Source organism: Vulcanococcus limneticus LL (assembly GCF_002252705.1).
Lineage (GTDB): Bacteria > Cyanobacteriota > Cyanobacteriia > PCC-6307 > Cyanobiaceae > Vulcanococcus > Vulcanococcus limneticus.
On record NZ_NQLA01000001.1, the window covers coordinates 70,422 to 89,396 of the forward strand.

23 protein-coding genes are annotated in these 18,975 nt (G+C 65.9%); 13 read left to right on the forward strand and 10 right to left on the reverse strand.

Annotated elements, in window-relative coordinates; translation table 11 throughout:
* Window positions 1-21: 21 nt before the first annotated feature.
* Together ntrB and CJZ98_RS00405 are read right to left on the reverse strand one after the other, a co-directional pair.
* The gene (gene ntrB, locus CJZ98_RS00400) at window positions 22-843 is read right to left on the reverse strand and encodes a nitrate ABC transporter permease (protein WP_094587535.1); all 822 of its coding nucleotides are present in this window, start codon (window positions 841-843) and stop codon (window positions 22-24) included.
* A gap of 96 nt (window positions 844-939) precedes the next feature.
* Window positions 940-2,280 (reverse strand): CmpA/NrtA family ABC transporter substrate-binding protein, encoded by a 1,341-nt coding sequence (locus CJZ98_RS00405; RefSeq protein WP_094587536.1) that lies wholly within the window; start codon window positions 2,278-2,280, stop codon window positions 940-942.
* A 619-nt stretch (window positions 2,281-2,899) separates the two neighbouring features.
* On the opposite strand from CJZ98_RS00405, the gene CJZ98_RS00410 reads away from it, so the two are divergent.
* Complete coding sequence (locus CJZ98_RS00410; RefSeq protein ID WP_094587665.1) at window positions 2,900-3,766, forward strand: DUF6671 family protein; 867 nt, start codon at window positions 2,900-2,902, stop codon at window positions 3,764-3,766.
* A gap of 68 nt (window positions 3,767-3,834) precedes the next feature.
* Here the strand turns inward: CJZ98_RS00410 and CJZ98_RS18100 are convergent, their stop codons facing one another.
* A complete protein-coding gene (locus CJZ98_RS18100; RefSeq protein ID WP_157910815.1) occupies window positions 3,835-3,981 on the reverse strand; it encodes a hypothetical protein in 147 nt (48 codons plus the stop codon).
* Between the two features lie 67 nt (window positions 3,982-4,048).
* Between CJZ98_RS18100 and CJZ98_RS00415 the strand changes: the two genes are divergently transcribed.
* From CJZ98_RS00415 to CJZ98_RS18940, 3 genes are all read left to right on the forward strand, one after another.
* Window positions 4,049-4,666: an ISAs1 family transposase gene (locus tag CJZ98_RS00415; RefSeq protein ID WP_094587537.1), complete on the forward strand. Its 618-nt coding sequence runs from the start codon at window positions 4,049-4,051 to the stop codon at window positions 4,664-4,666.
* 71 nt (window positions 4,667-4,737) lie between these two features.
* Entirely contained in the window at window positions 4,738-4,971 is a 234-nt protein-coding gene (locus CJZ98_RS18935) for a hypothetical protein (RefSeq protein ID WP_232756063.1), read from the forward strand.
* Between the two features lie 3 nt (window positions 4,972-4,974).
* Window positions 4,975-5,214, forward strand: a complete 240-nt coding sequence (locus CJZ98_RS18940; RefSeq protein ID WP_232756064.1) for a hypothetical protein — start codon at window positions 4,975-4,977, stop codon at window positions 5,212-5,214.
* Window positions 5,215-5,282: 68 nt separating this feature from the next.
* Here the strand turns inward: CJZ98_RS18940 and CJZ98_RS00425 are convergent, their stop codons facing one another.
* From CJZ98_RS00425 to CJZ98_RS00445, 5 genes are all read right to left on the reverse strand, one after another.
* Window positions 5,283-5,408 carry a sigma factor gene (locus tag CJZ98_RS00425; protein WP_094587538.1) on the reverse strand — a complete coding sequence of 42 codons (126 nt, stop codon included), beginning with the start codon at window positions 5,406-5,408 and terminating at the stop codon, window positions 5,283-5,285.
* A gap of 2 nt (window positions 5,409-5,410) precedes the next feature.
* Window positions 5,411-5,689, reverse strand: a complete 279-nt coding sequence (locus CJZ98_RS00430; RefSeq protein ID WP_094587539.1) for a sigma-70 factor domain-containing protein — start codon at window positions 5,687-5,689, stop codon at window positions 5,411-5,413.
* A 185-nt stretch (window positions 5,690-5,874) separates the two neighbouring features.
* Complete coding sequence (locus tag CJZ98_RS00435) at window positions 5,875-6,315, reverse strand: phosphate-starvation-inducible PsiE family protein (RefSeq protein WP_094587540.1); 441 nt, start codon at window positions 6,313-6,315, stop codon at window positions 5,875-5,877.
* 109 nt (window positions 6,316-6,424) lie between these two features.
* Window positions 6,425-6,739 (reverse strand): P-II family nitrogen regulator, encoded by a 315-nt coding sequence (locus CJZ98_RS00440; protein WP_094587541.1) that lies wholly within the window; start codon window positions 6,737-6,739, stop codon window positions 6,425-6,427.
* A gap of 36 nt (window positions 6,740-6,775) precedes the next feature.
* Window positions 6,776-7,774, reverse strand: a complete 999-nt coding sequence (locus tag CJZ98_RS00445; protein WP_094587542.1) for a sodium-dependent bicarbonate transport family permease — start codon at window positions 7,772-7,774, stop codon at window positions 6,776-6,778.
* Window positions 7,775-8,192: 418 nt separating this feature from the next.
* On the opposite strand from CJZ98_RS00445, the gene CJZ98_RS00450 reads away from it, so the two are divergent.
* Entirely contained in the window at window positions 8,193-9,548 is a 1,356-nt protein-coding gene (locus tag CJZ98_RS00450; RefSeq protein ID WP_094587543.1) for a cation:proton antiporter, read from the forward strand.
* A gap of 42 nt (window positions 9,549-9,590) precedes the next feature.
* Window positions 9,591-10,058 carry a DUF6671 family protein gene (locus CJZ98_RS00455; protein WP_157910817.1) on the forward strand — a complete coding sequence of 156 codons (468 nt, stop codon included), beginning with the start codon at window positions 9,591-9,593 and terminating at the stop codon, window positions 10,056-10,058.
* 4 nt (window positions 10,059-10,062) lie between these two features.
* On the opposite strand, the gene CJZ98_RS00460 is transcribed toward CJZ98_RS00455, so the two are convergent.
* Entirely contained in the window at window positions 10,063-10,992 is a 930-nt protein-coding gene (locus CJZ98_RS00460) for a sigma-70 family RNA polymerase sigma factor (protein WP_232756066.1), read from the reverse strand.
* 324 nt (window positions 10,993-11,316) lie between these two features.
* Here CJZ98_RS00460 and CJZ98_RS18105 point away from each other — a divergent pair, with 324 nt between their 5' ends.
* Window positions 11,317-11,475 carry a hypothetical protein gene (locus tag CJZ98_RS18105; RefSeq protein WP_157910818.1) on the forward strand — a complete coding sequence of 53 codons (159 nt, stop codon included), beginning with the start codon at window positions 11,317-11,319 and terminating at the stop codon, window positions 11,473-11,475.
* Window positions 11,476-11,539: 64 nt separating this feature from the next.
* Window positions 11,540-12,748 (forward strand): cation:proton antiporter, encoded by a 1,209-nt coding sequence (locus CJZ98_RS00465; RefSeq protein ID WP_094587546.1) that lies wholly within the window; start codon window positions 11,540-11,542, stop codon window positions 12,746-12,748.
* 32 nt (window positions 12,749-12,780) lie between these two features.
* Here CJZ98_RS00465 and CJZ98_RS00470 read toward each other — a convergent pair whose 3' ends face one another.
* Window positions 12,781-14,286 (reverse strand): alpha/beta hydrolase, encoded by a 1,506-nt coding sequence (locus tag CJZ98_RS00470; protein WP_232756067.1) that lies wholly within the window; start codon window positions 14,284-14,286, stop codon window positions 12,781-12,783.
* A 227-nt stretch (window positions 14,287-14,513) separates the two neighbouring features.
* Here CJZ98_RS00470 and CJZ98_RS00475 point away from each other — a divergent pair, with 227 nt between their 5' ends.
* From CJZ98_RS00475 to CJZ98_RS00495, 5 genes are read left to right on the forward strand one after another with little or no spacing between them, the layout of a single operon-like run.
* Window positions 14,514-15,011 carry a DUF2231 domain-containing protein gene (locus CJZ98_RS00475; RefSeq protein ID WP_094587547.1) on the forward strand — a complete coding sequence of 166 codons (498 nt, stop codon included), beginning with the start codon at window positions 14,514-14,516 and terminating at the stop codon, window positions 15,009-15,011.
* Complete coding sequence (locus tag CJZ98_RS00480; protein ID WP_094587548.1) at window positions 15,011-15,589, forward strand: DUF2231 domain-containing protein; 579 nt, start codon at window positions 15,011-15,013, stop codon at window positions 15,587-15,589. The genes CJZ98_RS00475 and CJZ98_RS00480 overlap by 1 nt, the downstream gene beginning before the upstream one ends.
* A complete protein-coding gene (locus CJZ98_RS00485) occupies window positions 15,586-16,668 on the forward strand; it encodes a cytochrome c oxidase subunit II (protein ID WP_094587549.1) in 1,083 nt (360 codons plus the stop codon). Before CJZ98_RS00480 ends, CJZ98_RS00485 begins: the two co-directional genes overlap by 4 nt.
* 4 nt (window positions 16,669-16,672) lie before the next feature.
* Complete coding sequence (locus tag CJZ98_RS00490; protein ID WP_094587550.1) at window positions 16,673-18,343, forward strand: cytochrome c oxidase subunit I; 1,671 nt, start codon at window positions 16,673-16,675, stop codon at window positions 18,341-18,343.
* On the forward strand, window positions 18,340-18,975 hold the full coding sequence (locus tag CJZ98_RS00495; RefSeq protein WP_094587551.1) for a cytochrome c oxidase subunit 3: 636 nt from the start codon (window positions 18,340-18,342) through the stop codon (window positions 18,973-18,975). Before CJZ98_RS00490 ends, CJZ98_RS00495 begins: the two co-directional genes overlap by 4 nt.

An 18,975-nucleotide genomic window follows, 5' to 3' on the forward strand; every position in this document is an offset into this window, starting at 1 on the left:
CAGGTGGGCCAGCGGGACGGCTCAGCGGCCGGTGGCGATGCGGGTCTGCAGCCAAGCCATCAGGCGATCGAGAATCAGGCCGATGGCGCCGATCCAGATCACGCCCAGCACGATGTCGGACACATAGCCGTTCTGGTTGGCATCCCAGATGAAGAAACCGATGCCGGGGGTGCCGGGCATCACGATCTCGGCGGCGATGATGGCGAGCCAGGCCAGACCGATTGAGATGCGCAGGCCGGTGAAGATGTAGGGCAGGGCCGAGGGGATCAGGATCTTGGTGAAGAAGCGCTTCTTCGACATCTGCAGCACGAGAGCCACATTGCGGTAGTCCTGCGGGATCTGACGCACGCCTTCAGCCGTATTGATCAGAATCGGCCAGATCGACGTGATGAAGATCACGAAGATCGCCGCCGGCTGGTTCTGCTGGAACATCACCAAGGCGATGGGAACCCAGGCCAGCGGTGCCACCATCCGCAGGAACTGGAACAGCGGATCGAAGGCGCGGTTCAGGGCCTGGTTGAGCCCCACGGCGATACCGACGCCAATGCCCACTACCGCCGCCAGGGTGTAGCCCAGGGCAACGCGGCTCAGGCTGCTCAACGTGTGCCAGAACAGACCCTTGTCCAGGCCACCGCGGTCGAAGAAGGGATAGAGCAGGAGGTCACGGGTGCGCTCCTCGGTCCAGAGGCTGAGGGGGCCGGAGAGTTTGGTGAGGCCGAGGCTGGCGCTGAGCTGCCAGAACAGCAGGAAGCCGCCGATGCCGAACAGGGGGGGGAGGATGGTTTTGCGGCTGCGCTTCCACCACTGGGCAAGGTTGAAGCCGGAGCTGGGAGCTGTGGTCATGGGACTGTCCTGGAGAGGGAAGGAATGGAGATCTGTTGGGGTCACAACTCGCCTGGAGTTGCATGGAAGGGGAGCCGGATGGGGCTCCACGTGGCCTCAGTTCTTGATCTTGAGGCTGTCCAGATAGGCCTGGGGATTGGTGGGGTCGTAGATGGTTCCGTCGAAGAACACCTCCTTGCCACGGCTGGGCGACGTCGGGATGTCCTTGGCCGGTAGCCCCAGCTCCTTGGCGGCCTGGAGCCAGAGGTCGTCGCGGGTCACCCTGTCGTTGATCGCCTGGGCCTCCTGGATGTTGTCAACCGTGCCGGGATAGAACTTCCAGCGCAGCGACTCCACCAGGAACCAGAGCGTGAGGCTCTTGTAGGGATAGGAGATCACACCGCGATCGCTGTTCCAGTAGAGCGGACCCATCTTGGGGTCGGTTGAGGGTGTGCCATTGGGGCCGATCCTGTATTGACCCTTGAGGGCTTCCTGCAGCACGGGCAGGGGCACGTTGTACCACTTGCGAGAGCTGAGAATCGTGGCGGCCTCATCCTTGTTCTCCGCTTTGTCGAGCCACATCTGCGCTTCGATCAGGCCCTTGAGCAGGGCAACGGCAGCCTTGGGATGCTTGTCCACCCAGTCGGAGCGAACCGCCAGGTATTCCTCGGGGTGTGCCTTCCAGATCTGGGCGGTGGTGGCCGCCAGGTAGCCCACGTTGTCCCTGGAGATGCGGGAAGGCCAGGGATCTCCCGTGGAGAAGGCTTCCATCGTGCCGTTCTTCATGCCCTGCAGGGTTTCCGGGGCCGGCACGGTGAGGAGCTCCACGTCCTTGTTGGGATTCACGCCACCGGCAGCCAGCCAGTAGCGGATCCAGATGTCCTGGTTGGCCTTCGGGAAGGTGTAGGCCGCTCGGAACTTGCGACCCTCCTTCTGGTTGAACTTCTGGAAGAAACCCGGTGAGGATTTCTTCAGGTCGTAGCTGAGATTGCCATCCTTCACCGTATTGGCCGCTGCAATGCCATTGCCCTGGCTCATCAGCATGGCCAGCACAACCATCGGCACCTTCTTGCCATTCGTGAGGGCCCCTTCGCTGATCATCTGGGGCATGGGCAGCTGCCACTGGCCGCCGTCAATGCCACCGCCGGCTGACCCCAGTACCACGTTGTCGCGGGCGGCTGACCAGCTGGCCTGCTTGCTCAGCTTCACATCCAGGCCATGTTTGGCAAAGAAGCCTTTTTCAACGCCCACCACCAGTGGAGCCGCTTCAAGGATGGGAACAAAGCCCAGGTTGATGCTCTTGGTGTCCAGCTGGGACGCGGCCTGGGTGTTCAGGGCGATGGGGGAGGAGCTGGCGGAGCCTGTCCTGCTGGGAGGGTTGCCGAGGCAGCCCGTCAGCAGGATGGAGCTGGAGAGGGTTCCTGCAACCAGGGCCAGAACGGAGCGACGCTTGGACATGGAGAATCGGAATCGGTGAAGGAAGAAGGGGCGCAGAAAAGCCAGAGCCAAGCTTCGTGACTGGCTCTTGACTTGTTGCGTTGCACTAGAGCTAACGGCAATAACTGTGGTGCAAAGACTTGGTTCGAGCTCCGTGGATTGAGTGTCCCGGAACATTAGGGTTCGCCTCTGTGGGGTTGGGGAGCCTGTCACCGTGGCGTTGCTGACTGTGTTTATAAGCTGCGGTTATGGTTGACCGGTGCCTGGTCGTTCCCCTCCGGGAACCCAGATGCACGGATTCATGATCTCGGTTCCCCCAGTCCAGCCGGGGAGGATCCCATTGCCGTCATCAGTCAGCCAGTGCAGATGGGCTGGCAACCGCCCTGATCAGCGCGGCAGAACGGACTGGATTCCAGCCCTGTCCTCGCGACAACAGGCCGGCATTCAGGATTCCCGAACCATTGCCTCCTTGTTCTTCCTAGGGTTGCCCCGTCCTGGAGATCTGGGCCCACTGACCACGCAGGTCAGTGGGCCTTTTTCTGGGCCATCAGCCACCATCCATCTCCTGCCAGGAGTGCGCATCTGGCCCAGATCGCGTGGCCAGTGTCTAACGTCCCTGCGCCACTTGTTCTCTACCGGCGTGTCGTCCCGCCGCTATACCGGCCGGCTGATCGCCCTGGCCACGCAACACGGCAAGGAGAGGGTCCTCTCCCGCCCGCTCCGGCACGGCCTGGGCCTCACCCTCTGCCATGCCGTCGCGGTGAACACCGACCGGTTCGGCAGCTTCGCCGGTGAGCACGCCAGACCCGCGGATGCCCCCACCACCTGCCGCCTGAAGGCCGAGGCGGCCATGCAGGCCCTGGGCCTCGACCTTGGCATCGCCAGTGAGGGTTCGTTCGGGCCCCATCCGGTGGTTCCCTTCCTGGCCATCGGCCAGGAGTGGCTGACGCTGGTGGATCGCCGTGACGGCTTCGTGATCAGCGAGCCGATGCTCTGCAGCCACACGAATTTCGGCTCCTGCACCGCCGCCGATCCGGAGAGTTGTGCCTCCTGGCTGCGCCAGGTGGGTTTCCCTTCCCATGCCTTGATGGTGCGGGCCCATGGGGTTGAGAGCGCCAAGCCACTGCCCTGGCTGGCCAAGGGGGTGCACGGGTCCGCGGAGCTGGCCCATTGGATGGCGGTGGCCGCGGACCGATCGCCCCTGGGTCTGGCCTGGCTGCAAACAGACATGCGCGCCCACTGCAATCCCACCCGCATGGCGACGATCCGGCGTCTGGCCTTCCGGCTGGTGCGGCGGGTGGCCGCCAGCTGCCCGGCCTGCGATGCTCCGGGCTGGGGCCTGGTGGCCACCCGGGCCGGACTGCCCTGCCGGGCCTGCGGGCTGGCCACCGAGATGGTGCAGCTGGAGGATTTCGGCTGTGTGGCCTGCAGCCATCGCCAGCTGCTGCCGCGGCGGGATGGGCTCACGGCCGCCGATCCCGCCCACTGTCCCTATTGCAATCCCTGAGGGCTCAGGCCTCCATGTAATCGATCACCCGCTGGGAGAGATCCTTCACGGCCGCTGCCGTGCGGTACTCAGGTCATCGGTATGGGATGGTTGATCCCGTAGCGCAGGCGCAGCAGTTCCGCTTCCCGATTGGGCAGTTGCAGCGGTAGCTGCCCGAGATCGTGGTTGAGCAGCTGGCGGCTGGGGCGACCGTCGGGAAGGCAGGGCTGATTCAAAGTCTGGCTCAGGCATTCTTGCCGGGGCTGCGAGCATGGGTGAGGTCGGCGGGATTGCCTCCTCTCTGTGCTCCAAAGCGTCTCCGCTGCAACCGATCTCGATCTGATCAGCTACCTCAAGGCGATCCCCGATTCCCGCATGCGGCGCGGGGTGCGGATCCCGGCCTGGTACCTCCTGCTGGTGGCTGTGCTCGGGATCCTGAGCAAGTGCGAGAGCCTGCGGGATCTTGCGCGTTTTGCCCGTCGCCACCATGGCGTTCTCACCACGGCGCTGGGCCTGGAGCTGCGGCGACCGCCCTCCGACTCGGCCCTTCGCTACTTCTTCCTGCAGGTGGATGTGACCGCCCTCTGCGCTGCCACCCGGGACTGGACGATCGCTCAGATCCCTGGTAGTGCAGCAGATCTCGATCAGCTGATTTGTGACGGCAAGACGCTGCGGGGCTCCATCAAGCCCACGGCTGGCGGCGGCTCAGCCTTCATTGCCCAGGTCACGCTGTACTCCGCCGCCCTGGGCGTGGCGATTGCCCAGGCCTACTACGCCACGGGGGAGAACCATGAGCGGGCTGTGCTCAAGAAGCTGCTCGGGGAGCTGGATCTGGACGGTGTGCTGATTCAGGCGGATGCGCTCCACACCCAGCAACCGTTTTTCGACAGCTCAAGGAGCAGTGGGCCGACTTCCTGCTGACCGTCTAGCCGCAGGCTTCTCCGAAGGAGTAGGCCAATCAACGGACGCTGTATCGGCAGATAGCCGACCAGTTGTTCGGCAAGCGTAAGATCCCTGTCGTGGCAATGGATCACGAGGTCAGCCACGGCCGTGACATTACCTGGACCCTACGGGCAAAAGAAGCCCCGGAGCACATCAAAGCGGACTTGCACGGCGCCAGCTGGATCGTTGAGGTGATGGCCACCGGCACCCGCGAGGGCAAGCCGTTCAAGGCCACGCACCGGTTCATCACCAGCCTGCGCACCACCCCAGAAGCTCTGCTGTAACTGGTGAGAGAGCGGTGGAGTCTGGAGAGCTGGCACTGGATCCGAGACACCCAGCTCCGTGAGGACGACCATCGCTACCGCGGCAATGGTGCCGGCGTGATGGCTGCACTGCGTACCGCAGCGCTCAATCTGCTACGCCTGGCCGGCTTTCACTCGATCCGCGCAGGCCTGCAGGCGGTGATGCATGACATCACGGCGCTCATGGTGATGGTCCGGCGCCAACCGGAGGCAAGCCCAAGCTGAGACTTTGAATCGGCCCTGGTCGGGAAGGGGAGCCCCGCAGCGCTGTAGATCCATTTCACCAGTAGGAGTCAGTCGGTGGAGAACTCGTAGCCGAGGCTGGGATCGAAGCGCTCCACAGCCCGGATCCGCCCCAGGGTGCCCCCCTGGATCAGATCTTCCAGGTCTCCAGGGGTGTGCTGGTAGCGGCGAGCCATGCTCACCACCAAGCGAAGTTGGCGAGCACCATGCGGCTGCGGGGATGATTGGCCCCACGCAGGTAACGCTGCAGCCGACGCACCAACATGCCAGCTTCTCGGGCCCAGGCCGCCAGGCTGGGTGCCACGCCGCCGGCTCGCAACGTCATTTCCTGGGCCACGCCGGTGGCTCGGCAGCCGCTTTGAACCAGCCTGGCCAGGCTGATTTCAGCCTCAGCGCTGAGCAAGGCCAAGCGGCTGATGCTGCGTATGTGCTGGCTGAGTGCGTCGCAGCCGCCCATGGGGCGTTTCTGTGGCCAGGCATCGGAACGTCGTCTGCGGTGGGGCCGGCAAACGTGAATGACTGGTTTGTATGGTTGGCCTTTCCAGTCTCGGTTCTCAACTAGTAGCTGCAATCCCTGCGATCAGAAAAGATGGTCAATGCCTGGAACTACCGGGCAAGTTCTTGGCTATCGTTGGGCCTGGATCAGGCTGATTGCTGATCACGTCTGGCCAATTTGACCAGCCAATAGGCGGCAGCCAGGCCCACCACAATCACCCCAAATCCCGCCATGAGTTGGGGTTTGCTTTCCGTGCCTGGCGGCAGCACAATCACTTTTCTGGCGACGGCCGTCATGGCCGTGAGCAGCACCAGTTCGATCTGTACGACCTGATCACGGAGATAGGCCATCACGTTTTGGAGTACTTCCAGGGCGATAAAAATCATCAGAAGCCGATCGAGCAGTTTGATCAGGTCTCCATCAAACCAATCCGGCTGGAATCGGGCAATCTTGATGCTGGATTCGACGACCAGTTCGAGGACGGCGAAGCCAATGACAACAGCCAGCAGCAGGGCCAAGAGCTTTGCAAGTTGCCGCTCATAGTTGTGAATTCCGCCAAGGAACCGATCGTCGTCGAGAAACTTCATGGTGTGGATGGTGGAATGGCAAGGGGGCAAGCAATAGAAATGCCCGCCCATGCAAGGGTGCATAAGCGGGCATCAGAAAAGCGAAGGCTTTTACTTGCTGGCAGCTGCTTCAGAACTTGTGGTCGCGCAGGGCTTCCACTGGATAGATGTAGGTGATGATGGAGAAATCGGCGTAGTACTTGGCTTCGATTTCACGGGTGATCTTGTCGGCCAGCTCGCGGGTGCCGGTGAGCACCTCAATTTTCACATTGGATAGGGTGTGCGACACGCTTGGCTCTCCGGTGGAGCGTACGTTGCGGCTGCCTTCCCCTCCGGCTGCGTTCACGGTATAGCCGGTGGCGCCGGCCGCCTTGATGAGCTTGGTCAGTTTTTTGGAGAGGATTTCCTCGGCAACGATTACCAGCTTCCAGACTTGTTGGCTCATTGTTTGTGGCTCTGAATAAATGGTTTGGGAAAAATTCTATCGGCCGAGCATCATTTCTGCAATCCCAATGAACAGCGGGATGCAGATCGCAATGGCCACTGGGGTGCCGATGGCCGTGGAGGCACCGATGTAGGCCGAGGGATTGGCCGATGGAATGCCTGCGCGAAGGGTGGGTGGGCCAGAGATGTCAGAGCTCGACGCTGCAATCACCGCCAGTACCACCGAGCCACCAATGCTGAAGCCGGTGAGCTTGTGCAGGATCAGGCCAACACCGAAACCCAGGAAGCCATGAACAATGGGAGCAATGAAGGCATAGATGGCAAACCATTGGGCGACCTTGCGCAACTCGTTCATGCGCTGGGCTGCCTCCATCCCCATGATGATCATCAGAACCGCGAGGAAGCCGCGGAACAGAGGGTTGAAGAAGCTTTCATACACAGGCTCTGGCTTGGTGAGGATGCCAAGAGCTACGCCCAGGAGCATGGCTGTCACTGCCGAACTCTGTAGGCTCTCTTTGATGATCGGCCAGATTTCAACTTTTTCGGAGGTGTTGCCGGTTTTCTTGCTGATGTACAGGCTGGCCATCACGATCGCGGCTACCAGGGCCGGGATGTCCATGAACGGATAGAGGGCAGCCGTCCAGGCCTCGTAGGGGACCTTGGCGGAGTCCAGCTGGGGCAGCACCGCCGCCAGGGTGGAGCCACTCACTGCACCGAACAGCCCACCCGTGGCAACGGCGTCGGGCACGCTGATGCCTGGAAGTTTTCCCAGCGTGTAACGGCTAATCAAGACGATCACGATGCCAATTCCCACAGCTCCGAGGGCGGGGAGAATGATTTCGGAGAAGTTCGAATTGCGAATCGCGATACCGCCAGTCAAACCGATCTTCATCAGCAAGAAAAAGCTGATAAATTTGTAGATCGAATCAGGAATGGCCAGCTGGCTTCCAAGTGCAGCAACAACGATGCCGCCAATTAGGAAGCCTAAGGTTGGCGATTGAAGTTGCTCGATGAAGAGAGGGAGGAAGTCTGTCAAGTCAAGTCCTCTTTTGTGCGTTGAGACTACGTCGTCTTGAGATTAGGGGCTTTGCCGCGAGATTGGGGCTGAATCCGTAATGAGGGTCACCTGATTGGGTCGACAGGGGAGTGATGCGCGCCGAACGATAGGCAGTGTTCCCAGAAAATGGGTCGCCGTGGGCCAACCCAGTTGCGGCCCGTTCTGCCCATAATCGCCGCGCCCGATAGCAGCCCTTCATGACCCTGCTCCTGCTTGTGGTCTTGGCTGGTTGGATCTGCGCACAGTGCTGTTGCTCGCTCAGGGGTCACGTCACAGCAGTGAGGCCCGGCCTGATCGATGCCCCCAACACCGATAGGGAGATCCCAGGCCTCATTGGCTTCGCCGCCCCAACAGCAGGGTCACAGTCCCTATAAATCTGCAACCCCGTCTGTTCGCGATGCTCGCCATCCCCCCGCTTCTCCTGGAGTTCAGTTCCCACCAGCTTGAAGTGGCGGAAACCCTGATTCAGGTTGGCCGTTTTGTGGTGATCTTCTTCGCCGCCCGCGCCATCGCTGAAGTCATGGTGCGGCTGCAGCTGCCCACCATCCTGGGTGAACTGGTGGCCGGGGTGCTGATTGGTGTGTCAGGCCTGCACCTGATCGTGCCGCCTGAAACCCAGGCCCAGCTCGCTGCCAGCGTGACATCGCTGGTGGGCTCCCTGGCCCAGATCAGTCCCGAGGCGGTGCAGGAGGTCTACAACGAGACCTTCCCCAGCCTGCAGGCTGTGTCGCAGCTGGGCCTGTTCGCCCTGCTGTTCCTCACGGGTCTGGAAAGCGAGCTCGATGAACTCGTGGCTGTGGGGGTACAGGCCAGCACGGTGGCGGTGGCTGGTGTGGTGCTGCCCTTCGCCCTGGGCACGGCTGGGCTGTATTTCCTCTTTCATGTGCCGCTGATTCCCGCCGTCTTTGCCGGAGCGGCCATGACCGCTACGTCCATCGGCATCACCGCCAGCGTGTTCGGCGAGCTCAAGTGGCTCAAGCGCAAGGAAGGCCAGATCGTGATCGGTGCCGCCGTGCTCGACGACATCATCGGCATCGTGATCCTGGCGGTGGTGGTGGCGGTTGTGGGTGGCGGTTCATTCAGCCTCGGCCCGGTGCTGAAACTGTGTCTGGCGGCGGTGGTCTTCGTGGCGGCGGCCCTGGTGCTGAGCCGCAAGGCCGCGCCAGCCTTCGACTGGGTGGTGGACCGGCTCAAGGCGCCCGGCGATGTGGCGGTGGCCAGTTTCCTGGTGCTTACCGTGTGCTGTTTTGCGGCCCAGGCCATTGGCCTGGAAGCGGCCCTGGGGGCCTTCGCCGCAGGGCTGATCCTCAGCGCCTCGAAGCACACCCACGACATCGATGCGGCAGTGAAGCCCCTGGTGGCCCTGTTTGCCACTGTGTTTTTCGTGCTGATCGGCACGGGCCTCGATCTCTCCGTGCTCAACCCCCTGGATCCGGCCAACCGGGAGGGATTGGTTGTGGCCGCTTTCCTGCTGGCGGTGGCGATTGCCGGCAAGGTGGCCGCCGGCTGGAGTTACCTCAGCAAGGAACCCACCAACCGCCTGGTGGTGGGCCTGGGGATGATGCCGCGCGGCGAGGTGGGTCTGATTTTCCTGGGGCTTGGCAGCCAGGCCGGCATTCTCACGCCGGCTCTCGAGGCCGCCATCCTGCTGATGGTGATTGGCACCACCTTCCTGGCCCCGATCCTGCTGCGGCTGGTGATCCCTCGGGAACCGGGTGAGGGCCCAACGGTGGCTGCCGAACAGCCCGCCTGATTCCGTGCCGACAGCCTGGGGACCTTCAGCGGTCAGGCGTTGATGGGCCTCGAGCGCAGCGGCTTGAGGCTCGGCCTGGCCAGCGAGGCCAGCTTTGGCCCCCACCCCACAGTGCCGCTGCTGGCCGTGGGGCAGGAACAGCTGGTGTGCGTGGATCTCGATCGCCCACTCACCCTGGTGGAGCAACGCCTGGATTGGCGCACCAACGACTCCCAGAGGCAACACGGGCCGGAGCAGGATCCGTCAGCCTGGCTGAAGCAGGGGGGCTTTCACCCCCGTGGTGTGATCGTGCGTCCGTTGGATCGGGCGGACGGGCTTGTCCTCAAAGAGCTCACTCACCCTGTCGCCCTGCAGGAGGGCCTGGCTGCCTGCCGCAGGCTCGATTCCCAGGGGCAGGTCTGGCTGGAGACGCTAGACGGGCCCATCGCAATCCCATCCGGGTGCGCTCGAACCAGGCGGGACCGGCTTACGGATGCCGATCCCGCCCACTATCTCTATTGCAATCCCTGAGGGCTCAGGCCTCCAGGTAATCGATCACCCGCTCGGAGAGATCCTTCACCGCGGCCACGGCCCGGCGCTCGATGCCCCGCGCTGTATCGCGGGTGACGCCCATGCTGCGGGCGGCGGCACTGAGGGTCATCGGCTCGGGCCGGTTGATGCCGTAGCGCAGGCGCAGCAGTTCAGCCTCCCGGTCGGGCAACCGCGTCAGCAGCTGCTCGAGATCGTGGCTGAGCAGCTGGCTGCTTACGCGATCGTCGGGCAGGGGAGCGCCGCAGGCCTGCAGCTCCAGCAGATTGCCGTCGTCCTGGCCGGCCAGCCCGGCATCCAGACTCACCGGCTGCTGGGCGCGGAACAGGGTCTCGCGGATGTCCAGGGGCTTGAGCCCGGTGGCGTCCGCCAGTTCATCCACGCTGGGGGCCCGACCCAGCTGCTGCCACAGGCTGTGCTGGGCTTTGCGCAGCTTGCTGAGGGTGTCGCCAACGTGCACCGGCAGCCGGATCGTGCGGCTCTTGTCGGCGAGGGCCCGCGAGATCCCCTCGCGGATCCACCAGTAGGCGTAGGTCGACAACTTGTAGCCGCGGCTGGGATCGAAGCGCTCCACCGCCCGGATCAGGCCCAGGGTGCCCTCCTGGATCAGGTCCTCCAGTTCCAGCTGACGGAAGGTGTACTTGCGGGCCACGCTCACCACCAGCCTCAGGTTGGCGGTGACCATCCGCTTCTGGGCCCGTTCGGCCAGGCGCAGCTGGCGCTGCAGGTGCCGCACGGTCACCCCGGCCTCCACGGCCCAGGCCTCCAGGCTCGGTTCGAGGCCGCCGGCCCGCAGCTTCATCTCTTCGGCCAGTTCCAGCAGTCGCCGGCCGGTCTGCACCGATCGGGCCAGGCTGATTTCTTCGTCGGGAGTCAGCAGGGGAATGCGGCCAATGGCGCGCAGGTGCTGAGTCATTGCGTCGCAGCCGCCGCTGGGGAGCTTCTGTGGCGCAGGCATCGGGGGATGTCTGAAAAGAATTCGGCAAACCTTACGGGCATGGCGGCGGGATTGGGGGGTGGTCGGGGCTGTGAGTAGCACCTCCAATCGGGGTAATCAGGTGAACTGATCGTTGGCCCGAATCGCCCTGTCGACTGTTGAGGCCCGCTTAGCAAATTGCGGAGGTTGTTTGGGGGCTAGTCCCCCTAATCCGCTCAGCCGGGGCCATCGGACGGTCGCTTCGGCGCTGCCCCAGGCCCTGCGCAAGCTGTCCACAATGGGGCGGATGTGCCGCCCCTGCCCATGACCGCGCTGTTCCTGGTGGCCCTCGGCTGGCTGGGCCTGCGCACGGCCTTGCTGCTGGCCCAGACGATGCGCCACACGCCTGAAGCCCAGCTGGGTCGGGCCTTTCAGCAGGAGCTGCGGGACAGGGGGCTGATCGTGGAGCCGCGCGGCCGCTGACCCCTGCCAGGCTCACCGCTGCGCTGACGGGTGCTTCAGCTCCCCCTGCCCCGTTGCCTAGCCCGTGGCCTCCTCCTCCCTGCTCACCACCCTGCTGCTGTTGCTGGTGGGGATCCTGCTGGCCCGGCTCACGGCCAGCCGGCTGGAGCGCTGGGCCGTTCCGGCGATCGTGCTGGAGCTGGTGGTGGGTTTCGTGCTCGGCAACACGCTGCTGCCCTACGCCGCGATCCGGCCGTTGGCGGGTCTCACCGAGCTCGGGGTACTCACCCTGTTCTTTCAGGTGGGCCTGGAGGTGCGCGGCGACCTGCTCCAGTCGCGCCGGGGGGCCGTGCTGCGCACCGTGGCCCTCAGTGCCCTCACGCCCCTGCTGGCCTGGGGGCCGCTGCAGGCCGGCTTCCAGCTTCCGGGGGCCACCACCCTGCTCTGCCTGGCCGTGCTGAGCGCCACGGGCACCGGCGTGACCCTGCGGCTGCTGGCCCAGCGCCAGGCCCTCGGCACCCCCTCGGGCCGGCTGCTGGTGGGCGTGTCGGTGCTCGATGACCTGCCCGCCATCGGCCTGCTGTCGCTGGCCATGGCCCAGGGATCGGCCCAGGCGAGGGCCGCGGGGCAGGCGGCCTTCCAGTCCCCTGGTCTGCCTGGCCTGCTGCTGGGCCTGGGCCTGGCTGCCCTGAGTTATTGGGGCGTGGAGCGCTGGCGGAGCCGGCAGAGCCCTCGCCGGCCGGATCTGCTCACGATCCTGCTGCTGTTGATCAGCTGTGCCTGGGTGGGCGAGGCCAGCGGCCTCACCAGCCTGCTCGGCGCCCTCTGGGCGGGCGTGCTGCTGGGCCGGCTGCTGCCGCAGGGGCCGGACAGCCCCGAGGAGCAGCGGCTGCGCGGCCAGCTCACCCTGCTCTCGGAGGTGTTCCTGCCGCTCTACTTCCTGAGCGTGGGCATGCGCGTCTCAGCGGCCACCCTGCTGAACCCGGCGGCCTGGGGTCTGGCCGCGGTTCTCACCGTGCTGGCGCTGCTCTGCAAGGCCGTGTGCGGCCTGGGTGTGCGGTCGGGGGATCGGGCGGCGGGCGTTGATCCCCAGGTGGTGGTGTACGGCCTGATCCCCCGCGGCCTGCCGGGGCTGGTGTTCGCCACCAGCGCCCTTGCCGCCGGCCTGATCGATGCGGTGCAGTTCTCGGCCCTGGTGCTGATGGTCACCGTCACCACAGTGCTGGGACTGGTGTTGCTGGGCCGGCGCCTGCGGCAGCTGGAGGCCGCCACGGCTCCGACCTCCAGCCCCTGAGGCCAGCCCCAGGACGGCCCAAGCCAGGGCTCTCAGCTGCCCTTCTGCAGGGTGTCTGTCACATCCACCAGCGGGATCTGGGCATCGCCCCAGCCGTCGGCGGGCAGCAGGGCGGGGGCCTTGGGTCCAGGGGCCGCGGCGGCTCCGGCCTGGAAGGCCCCGTTGACCCAGGCCAGGATCACGCCCCGCAGGGGCCCGCCCCCCTCCTCCAGGGGCGAGCGCAGGTTGAAGTGGTCGCCGCCCTTGGCCAGCACCAGGCGATGGCCGCCGCCGATGCCCCGGATCTGGGCCGCCATCGGGGTGATGGCCTCAGGCCCCGAGGGCACCACCCAGTCGCGGCTGCCGCTCACCAGCAGCGCCCGCGCATTCATCGCCTGGGCGGCGCCGGTGTCGAACAGCAGCGCCATCGGTGGGCTCACCGCCACCACGGCCTTGATCCGAGGGTCGGCGAGGGCCGACTGGTCGGCGGTGGCCTTGAAGCTGCATTGCAGCACCCAGCTGAGGTTGCGCTCGGGATCGCGCGGATCGGCGCACCGGCCCAGCATGCGGCTGGCGCTGGGCCGCGCCCCGGCCAGCTGCAGCACCGTGGTTGCCCCCCAGGACTGGCCCAGGGCCACCACCGCATCGGTGCGCACCGGCGCCGGCAGCTTCAGGGCGCCGCTGGCGGCGGCATCGATCAGCGCCGACACATCCAGGGGCCGCAGCTTGAGATCCTCCGGGCTGGGGGGCGGCATCTTGCCGGCGAGCATCGCCTGCTGCTGGCTGCTGTCGCTGCCCGGGTGACGGGGTAGCACCACCGTGGTGCCGTGGCTGGCCAGGTGCTTGGCCCAGCCCTCGAAGCTCTCGGGCGAATCCCAGAGCCCGTGGGAGATCACCGCCAGCCGGCCGTTGCCACGGCCTTTGGGCGCGATCACCACGGCTGCCAGGGGGCCGGGCCGGTGGCGCACGCTGATGCTCTGCTCCTGCCGCTGGATCTCGAGGGGGCCCGGGGCGCTCAGGGCCGTGGTCACCGCCGCAGGGGTGGCCGCCGCCAGGCGCAGGCCCTCGCTCTGCTGGCGCTGCAGCCGCTCCAGCGCCACCACGAACTTCTGCAGATCCACCGTCACCGTGCGGCCTGGCAGGGCCTGCAGCAGATCCACCACGGTGAGGGGGCCGGTGGCGGCGGTGCGGTTGAGGCTGGCGGCCAGGTCCTTGCTGTCGAACGTGTCGGGCACCCCATCCACCTGGCCCAGCGCTGAGACCAGCAGCAGGGCCTGATCGAGCAGCGGCGAGCCCACGGCCTGGTTGGCGAAGGAGCGCACATCGATCGGCAGCGGCGTGCTGAACACCCGGGCCAGCTCGCGGCCGATCGAGCCATTGGTGGCCCGATCCAGCTCCGCCAGATCGCTGCTGCCCCGGATCAGCTTGGTGGGATCGCGCAGCTCCGCGGTTTTGACGGTGAAGCTTGTCTGTAATAGAGGGAGCTGCAGCTGCACCACATCAATCGCCTGCGCCGGGGCGGCCAGGGCGGTGCTGCCGGCCAGGGCGGCGCTGGTCAAGATGGCTGCCCGCAGGCGACTCGAGCGGCGAAGGCGAAAGGGCGAGGGGACCAAGGCGAGCGGGCGGCGGGCGCAGAGCTCAGTCAACCAGCCTTTGGCCGCGTCTGCAGGGCAGGCCCGATCTGATGGCCTGGCCCCGACGGTGCAATGGCAAACCGTGACAGTGCCCCGCCGCCGCTGTGGCCCCTGGCCATGGTGGAGGTTCAGACCGGGCACCATTCCGCTCCATGCTCGAGCTGCTGCCGGCCCTCAACGACCACAACCTGCCCTGGATGGACACCCTCCATCCGATCGTGGTCCACTTCGTGATCGCCATGGCGCTGATCGCCTTCGTGTTCGACCTGGTGGGGGTGCTGGCCCGCAAGCCGGCCCTGCTGGAAGTGAGCTTCTGGAATCTGCTGTTCGCCACCGCGGCGATCTTCGTGGCGGTGATCCTGGGCCAGGTGGAGGCGGGTCTGGCGGCGCCCTACGGCGGCGCCCGCCGCATCCTCGATCTGCACACCACCCTCGGCTGGGCCCTGGCCGGCATCCTCTCGGTGTTCACCGGCTGGCGCTACGTGCTGCGCAACCAGGACAGCCAGACCCTGCCCTGGCCCTTCCTGGGCGCCGGTGCACTGCTGAGCCTGCTGATCGGCGTGCAGGTGCTGCTCGGCGACCAGCTGATCTGGACCTACGGCCTGCACACCGTGAAGGTGGTGGCGGCGATGCGGGAGGGGTTGATCTGATGAACCCCTACGGCCCCAACGGCCTGCCCTACCCCCTGCCGATCCACCCCAACCTGGTGCACCTCACCGTGGGCCTGGTGGTGATCGCCATCGCCTTCGACATCGCCGGCGCCTTCTATCCGATCGAGCGGCGGCTGTTTCGCTTCCTGGCCCTGCCCGTGACCCGCTCCGCCCTGCACGACGTGGGCTGGTACAACCTGCTGGCGGGGGTTGTCACCGCCTTCTTCACCGTGGCGGCGGGGCTCTACGAGATGCTGCTGGCCGAACCCCTGCCCGGCGTCACCAGCGCCTTCGGCCTGGGGAGCCTGGACACCATGCTCTGGCACGGCGTGGGCGGGGCGGTCCTGTTGCTGCTGCTCACGGCGATGGCCGTGTGGCGCGGCTACCAGCGCTTCGCCTGGCGCCGCGACATGGGCCGCCAGGTGCAGTGGAGCTACCTGCTGGCTGGGGTGGGGCTGGTGGTGGTGCTGGCCGTGCACGGCACGCTCGGCGCCCAGCTGGCGGCCGAATTCGGGGTGCACATCGCCGCCGGCCAACTGCTCCAGGCCGGCGCCGATCTGACCACGGCCCTGCCATGACCGCCACACCACCCGCCAAACCGACCAACCGGCTCGCCATCGCGGCCGTGAGCCTGTGGACCGGCCTGATCGTGCTGGTGAGCCACTGGATGGCGCAGCAGTCCCAGCGGTGGCTGCCGGTTCAGGCCTCCAGCGCCGCGCCCCTGGTGGATGGGCTGTTCGGTTTCGAAACGGGCCTGGGCACCTTCATCTTCCTGGGGGTGCTGACGGTGCTGGCCTGGAGCCTGCTGTTCCACCGCGCCAGGAAATACGACGAGAGCGACGCCGAGCCGATCGAGGGCAACACCCGCCTGGAGATCATCTGGACCGTGATCCCGCTCGTGTTGGTGCTGCTGATCGCCGCCAACGCGATCCGGGTCAACCGGGTTCTGGGGGTGCTGGGGCCGATGGAGCACGCGCATGGCGGCGCCGTGCCCACCGGTGCGCTGTCTCCCGGCGCTGAGGGATCCGGACCGGTGACGTCGGCGTTGGCAACCTCCGACGCGGCGGCCACCGAGCTGCAGGTGGAGGTGATCGCGCGCCAGTGGTCATGGGAGTTTCGCTATCCGCTCAGCGATGGCGACGTCCAGCCCCATGGCGACCACGACGGCATGGCTGGGGCTTCCGGTGGGACCGGATCCGGCGGAGCGGCCACCACCCACGGAATGCCGGCCACCGTCTCCTCCACCGAGCTGCACCTGCCCATCAACCGGCCGGTGACCTTCCGCCTGCTCTCGGAGGACGTGCTGCACGGCTTCTACGTGCCCGCCTTCCGCCTCAAGCAGGACGTGGTGCCCGGCCAGGCCATCAGCTTCCGCCTCACACCCACCCGCAGTGGGCGCTACCGGCTGCGGGATTCCCAGTTCAGCGGCACCTGGTTCGCCGCCAACCAGGCCGATGTGGTGGTGGAGAGCCCGGCCGCCTTTGCCCACTGGCTGGAGCTGGGGGTCCAGCAACCGCTGCAGCCCGGCCTCAGCCCCGCCGCCGACGACTACGCCCGGCGCCAGCAGCGTCCCAGCAATGGCTGGGCCACCGTGGTGCCAGCGCCGCCGCCGCTGGTGAACGTGCCTGGATCCGTTGCCCTCCCCCACGACGCCTGAGCCGATGGTTTCCACCGCTGCCACTTCCACGCCACCAGCCCCGGGTTCCTGGCTGCGCTATCTGGGCTGGAGCACCGACGCCAAGGTGATCGGCATCCAGTACATCGCCACGGCCTTGATCTTTCTGCTGGTGGGGGGCTTTCTGGCGATGGTGATCCGCGGCGAACTGATCACCCCCGAGGCCGATCTGGTGGACCGCACGGTGTACAACGCCCTGTACACGATGCACGGGACGATCATGCTGTTCCTGTTCATCTTTCCGGTGCTCAACGGGCTCAACAACCTGCTGGTGCCGCTGATGATTGGAGCGCCTGATATGGCCTTCCCCAGGCTGAATGCGGTGGCCTTCTGGATGGTGCCGGTGTTCGGGCTGATCCTGATGGCCAGTTTTCTGGTGCCGGGCGGGCCGGCAGCCTCGGGCTGGTGGTCCTACCCGCCGGTGAGCCTGCAGAACCCACTTGGCATCCTGCTCAACGGCCAGGCCCTCTGGATCCTGGCCGTAGCCCTCTCGGGCGTGTCGTCGATCATCGGCGCCCTGAATGTGGTCACCACGATCCTGCGGCTGCGGGCGCCGGGCATGGGCCTGTTCCGCATGCCGATCTTCTGCTGGACGGCCCTCTCGGCCCAGCTGATCCAGTTGGCCGGGCTGCCCGTGCTCACCGGTGGGGCCGTGATGCTGCTGCTGGATCTGGTGGCGGGTACCTCCTTCTACCGGCCTGAGGGGGGCGGGGATCCGGTGCTCTATCAGCACTTCTTCTGGTTCTATTCGCACCCGGCGGTCTATGTGATCATCCTGCCGATCTTCGGCGTGTTCTCCGAGCTGCTACCGGTGTATGCGCGCAAGCCGCTGTTCGGTTACACCGTCGTGGCGATCGCGTCGCTGGTGATCGTGGGGCTCAGCCTGATCGTGTGGGTGCACCACATGTTCCCCAGCGGCGTGGCCCAGTGGATGCGCGATCTGTTCATGGTCACCACCATGTTGATTGCCGTGCCCACGGGCATCAAGGTGTTCGCCTGGGTGGCCACCCTCTGGCGCGGCAAGATCCGCCTCACCTCGGCGATGCTCTTCGCTCTGGGGGGCATCGTGAATTTTGTGTTCGCCGGCATCACCGGCGTGATGCTTGCAACTGTGCCGATCGACATCCATGTGAACAACACCTATTTCGTGGTGGGGCATTTCCACTACGTGATCTACGGGGCCGCCACCATGGGGGTGTATGCCGCCATCTACCACTGGTTCGGCAAGTTCACCGGTCGCATGCTCTATGAGGGCCTGGGCAAGCTGCACTTCGTGCTCACCTTCATCGGCACCAACCTCAACTTCCTGCCGATGCATCCCCTGGGTCTGATGGGCATGCCCCGGCGCGTGTCCAGTTATGACCCGGAATTCGCCTTCTGGAATGTGCTGGCCAGCCTGGGGGCCTTCATCCTGGGGGTGTCGATCATTCCCTTCCTGCTCAACCTGGTGAGTTCCCTGGTGCGCGGTGCCAAGGCTCCAGCCAACCCCTGGAATGCCATCGGCCTGGAATGGCTGCTGCCCTCGCCGCCGCCGGCCGAGAACTTCGAGGAGCACATCCCCACGGTGCTGCGGGGTCCCTACGGGTATGGCAGTGGCGAGCCGCTGGTGGAGCACCAGGAGCGTTACGAGCAGGCCCTGCGGGAGGTGGCGGCATGACCAGCACCAGTGCCGGTGCGGCCCCCGGCGAGGCCGGCGGCCCAGGCCAGAACCTTGGCCCAGGCGAGGCCTCCAGCACCGGCCATCACGCGCACCCTGACCACAGCCTCACCGGCTTTGTGCTGTTCCTCGCCTCCGAGAGCCTGGTGTTCCTGGCCTTCTTCGCCGGCTACGCGGTGCTGAAGAACGGCGCCCTCAGCTGGTACCCCGCCGGGGTGGAGGGGCTGGAGTGGCGCGAGCCGCTGCGCTATACGGCGGTGCTGCTCTCCAGCTCGGGCACCATCGCCCTGGCGGAGCACTTCCTGGCACGCGGCCGGCTGGGGCTGTTCCGCGGCTTCTGGCTGCTGACGATGGCGATGGGGGCCGTGTTCCTGGCCGGGCAGGTGCTCGAGTGGCGCGGCCTGGCCTTCGGCTTCACCGATGGCGTCTTTGCCAATCTCTTCTATCTGCTCACCGGTTTCCATGGCCTGCATGTGGCGGCCGGCATCGTGCTGATGGGCGTGACGCTGGCGCGCTCCTTCACCCCCAGTGCCGGCGGCGGCCACAAGGGTCTGCAGGCTGCAGGCCTGTTCTGGCACTTCGTGGATGTGATCTGGGTGGTGCTGTTCCTGCTGCTCTACGTGTGGCGGTAG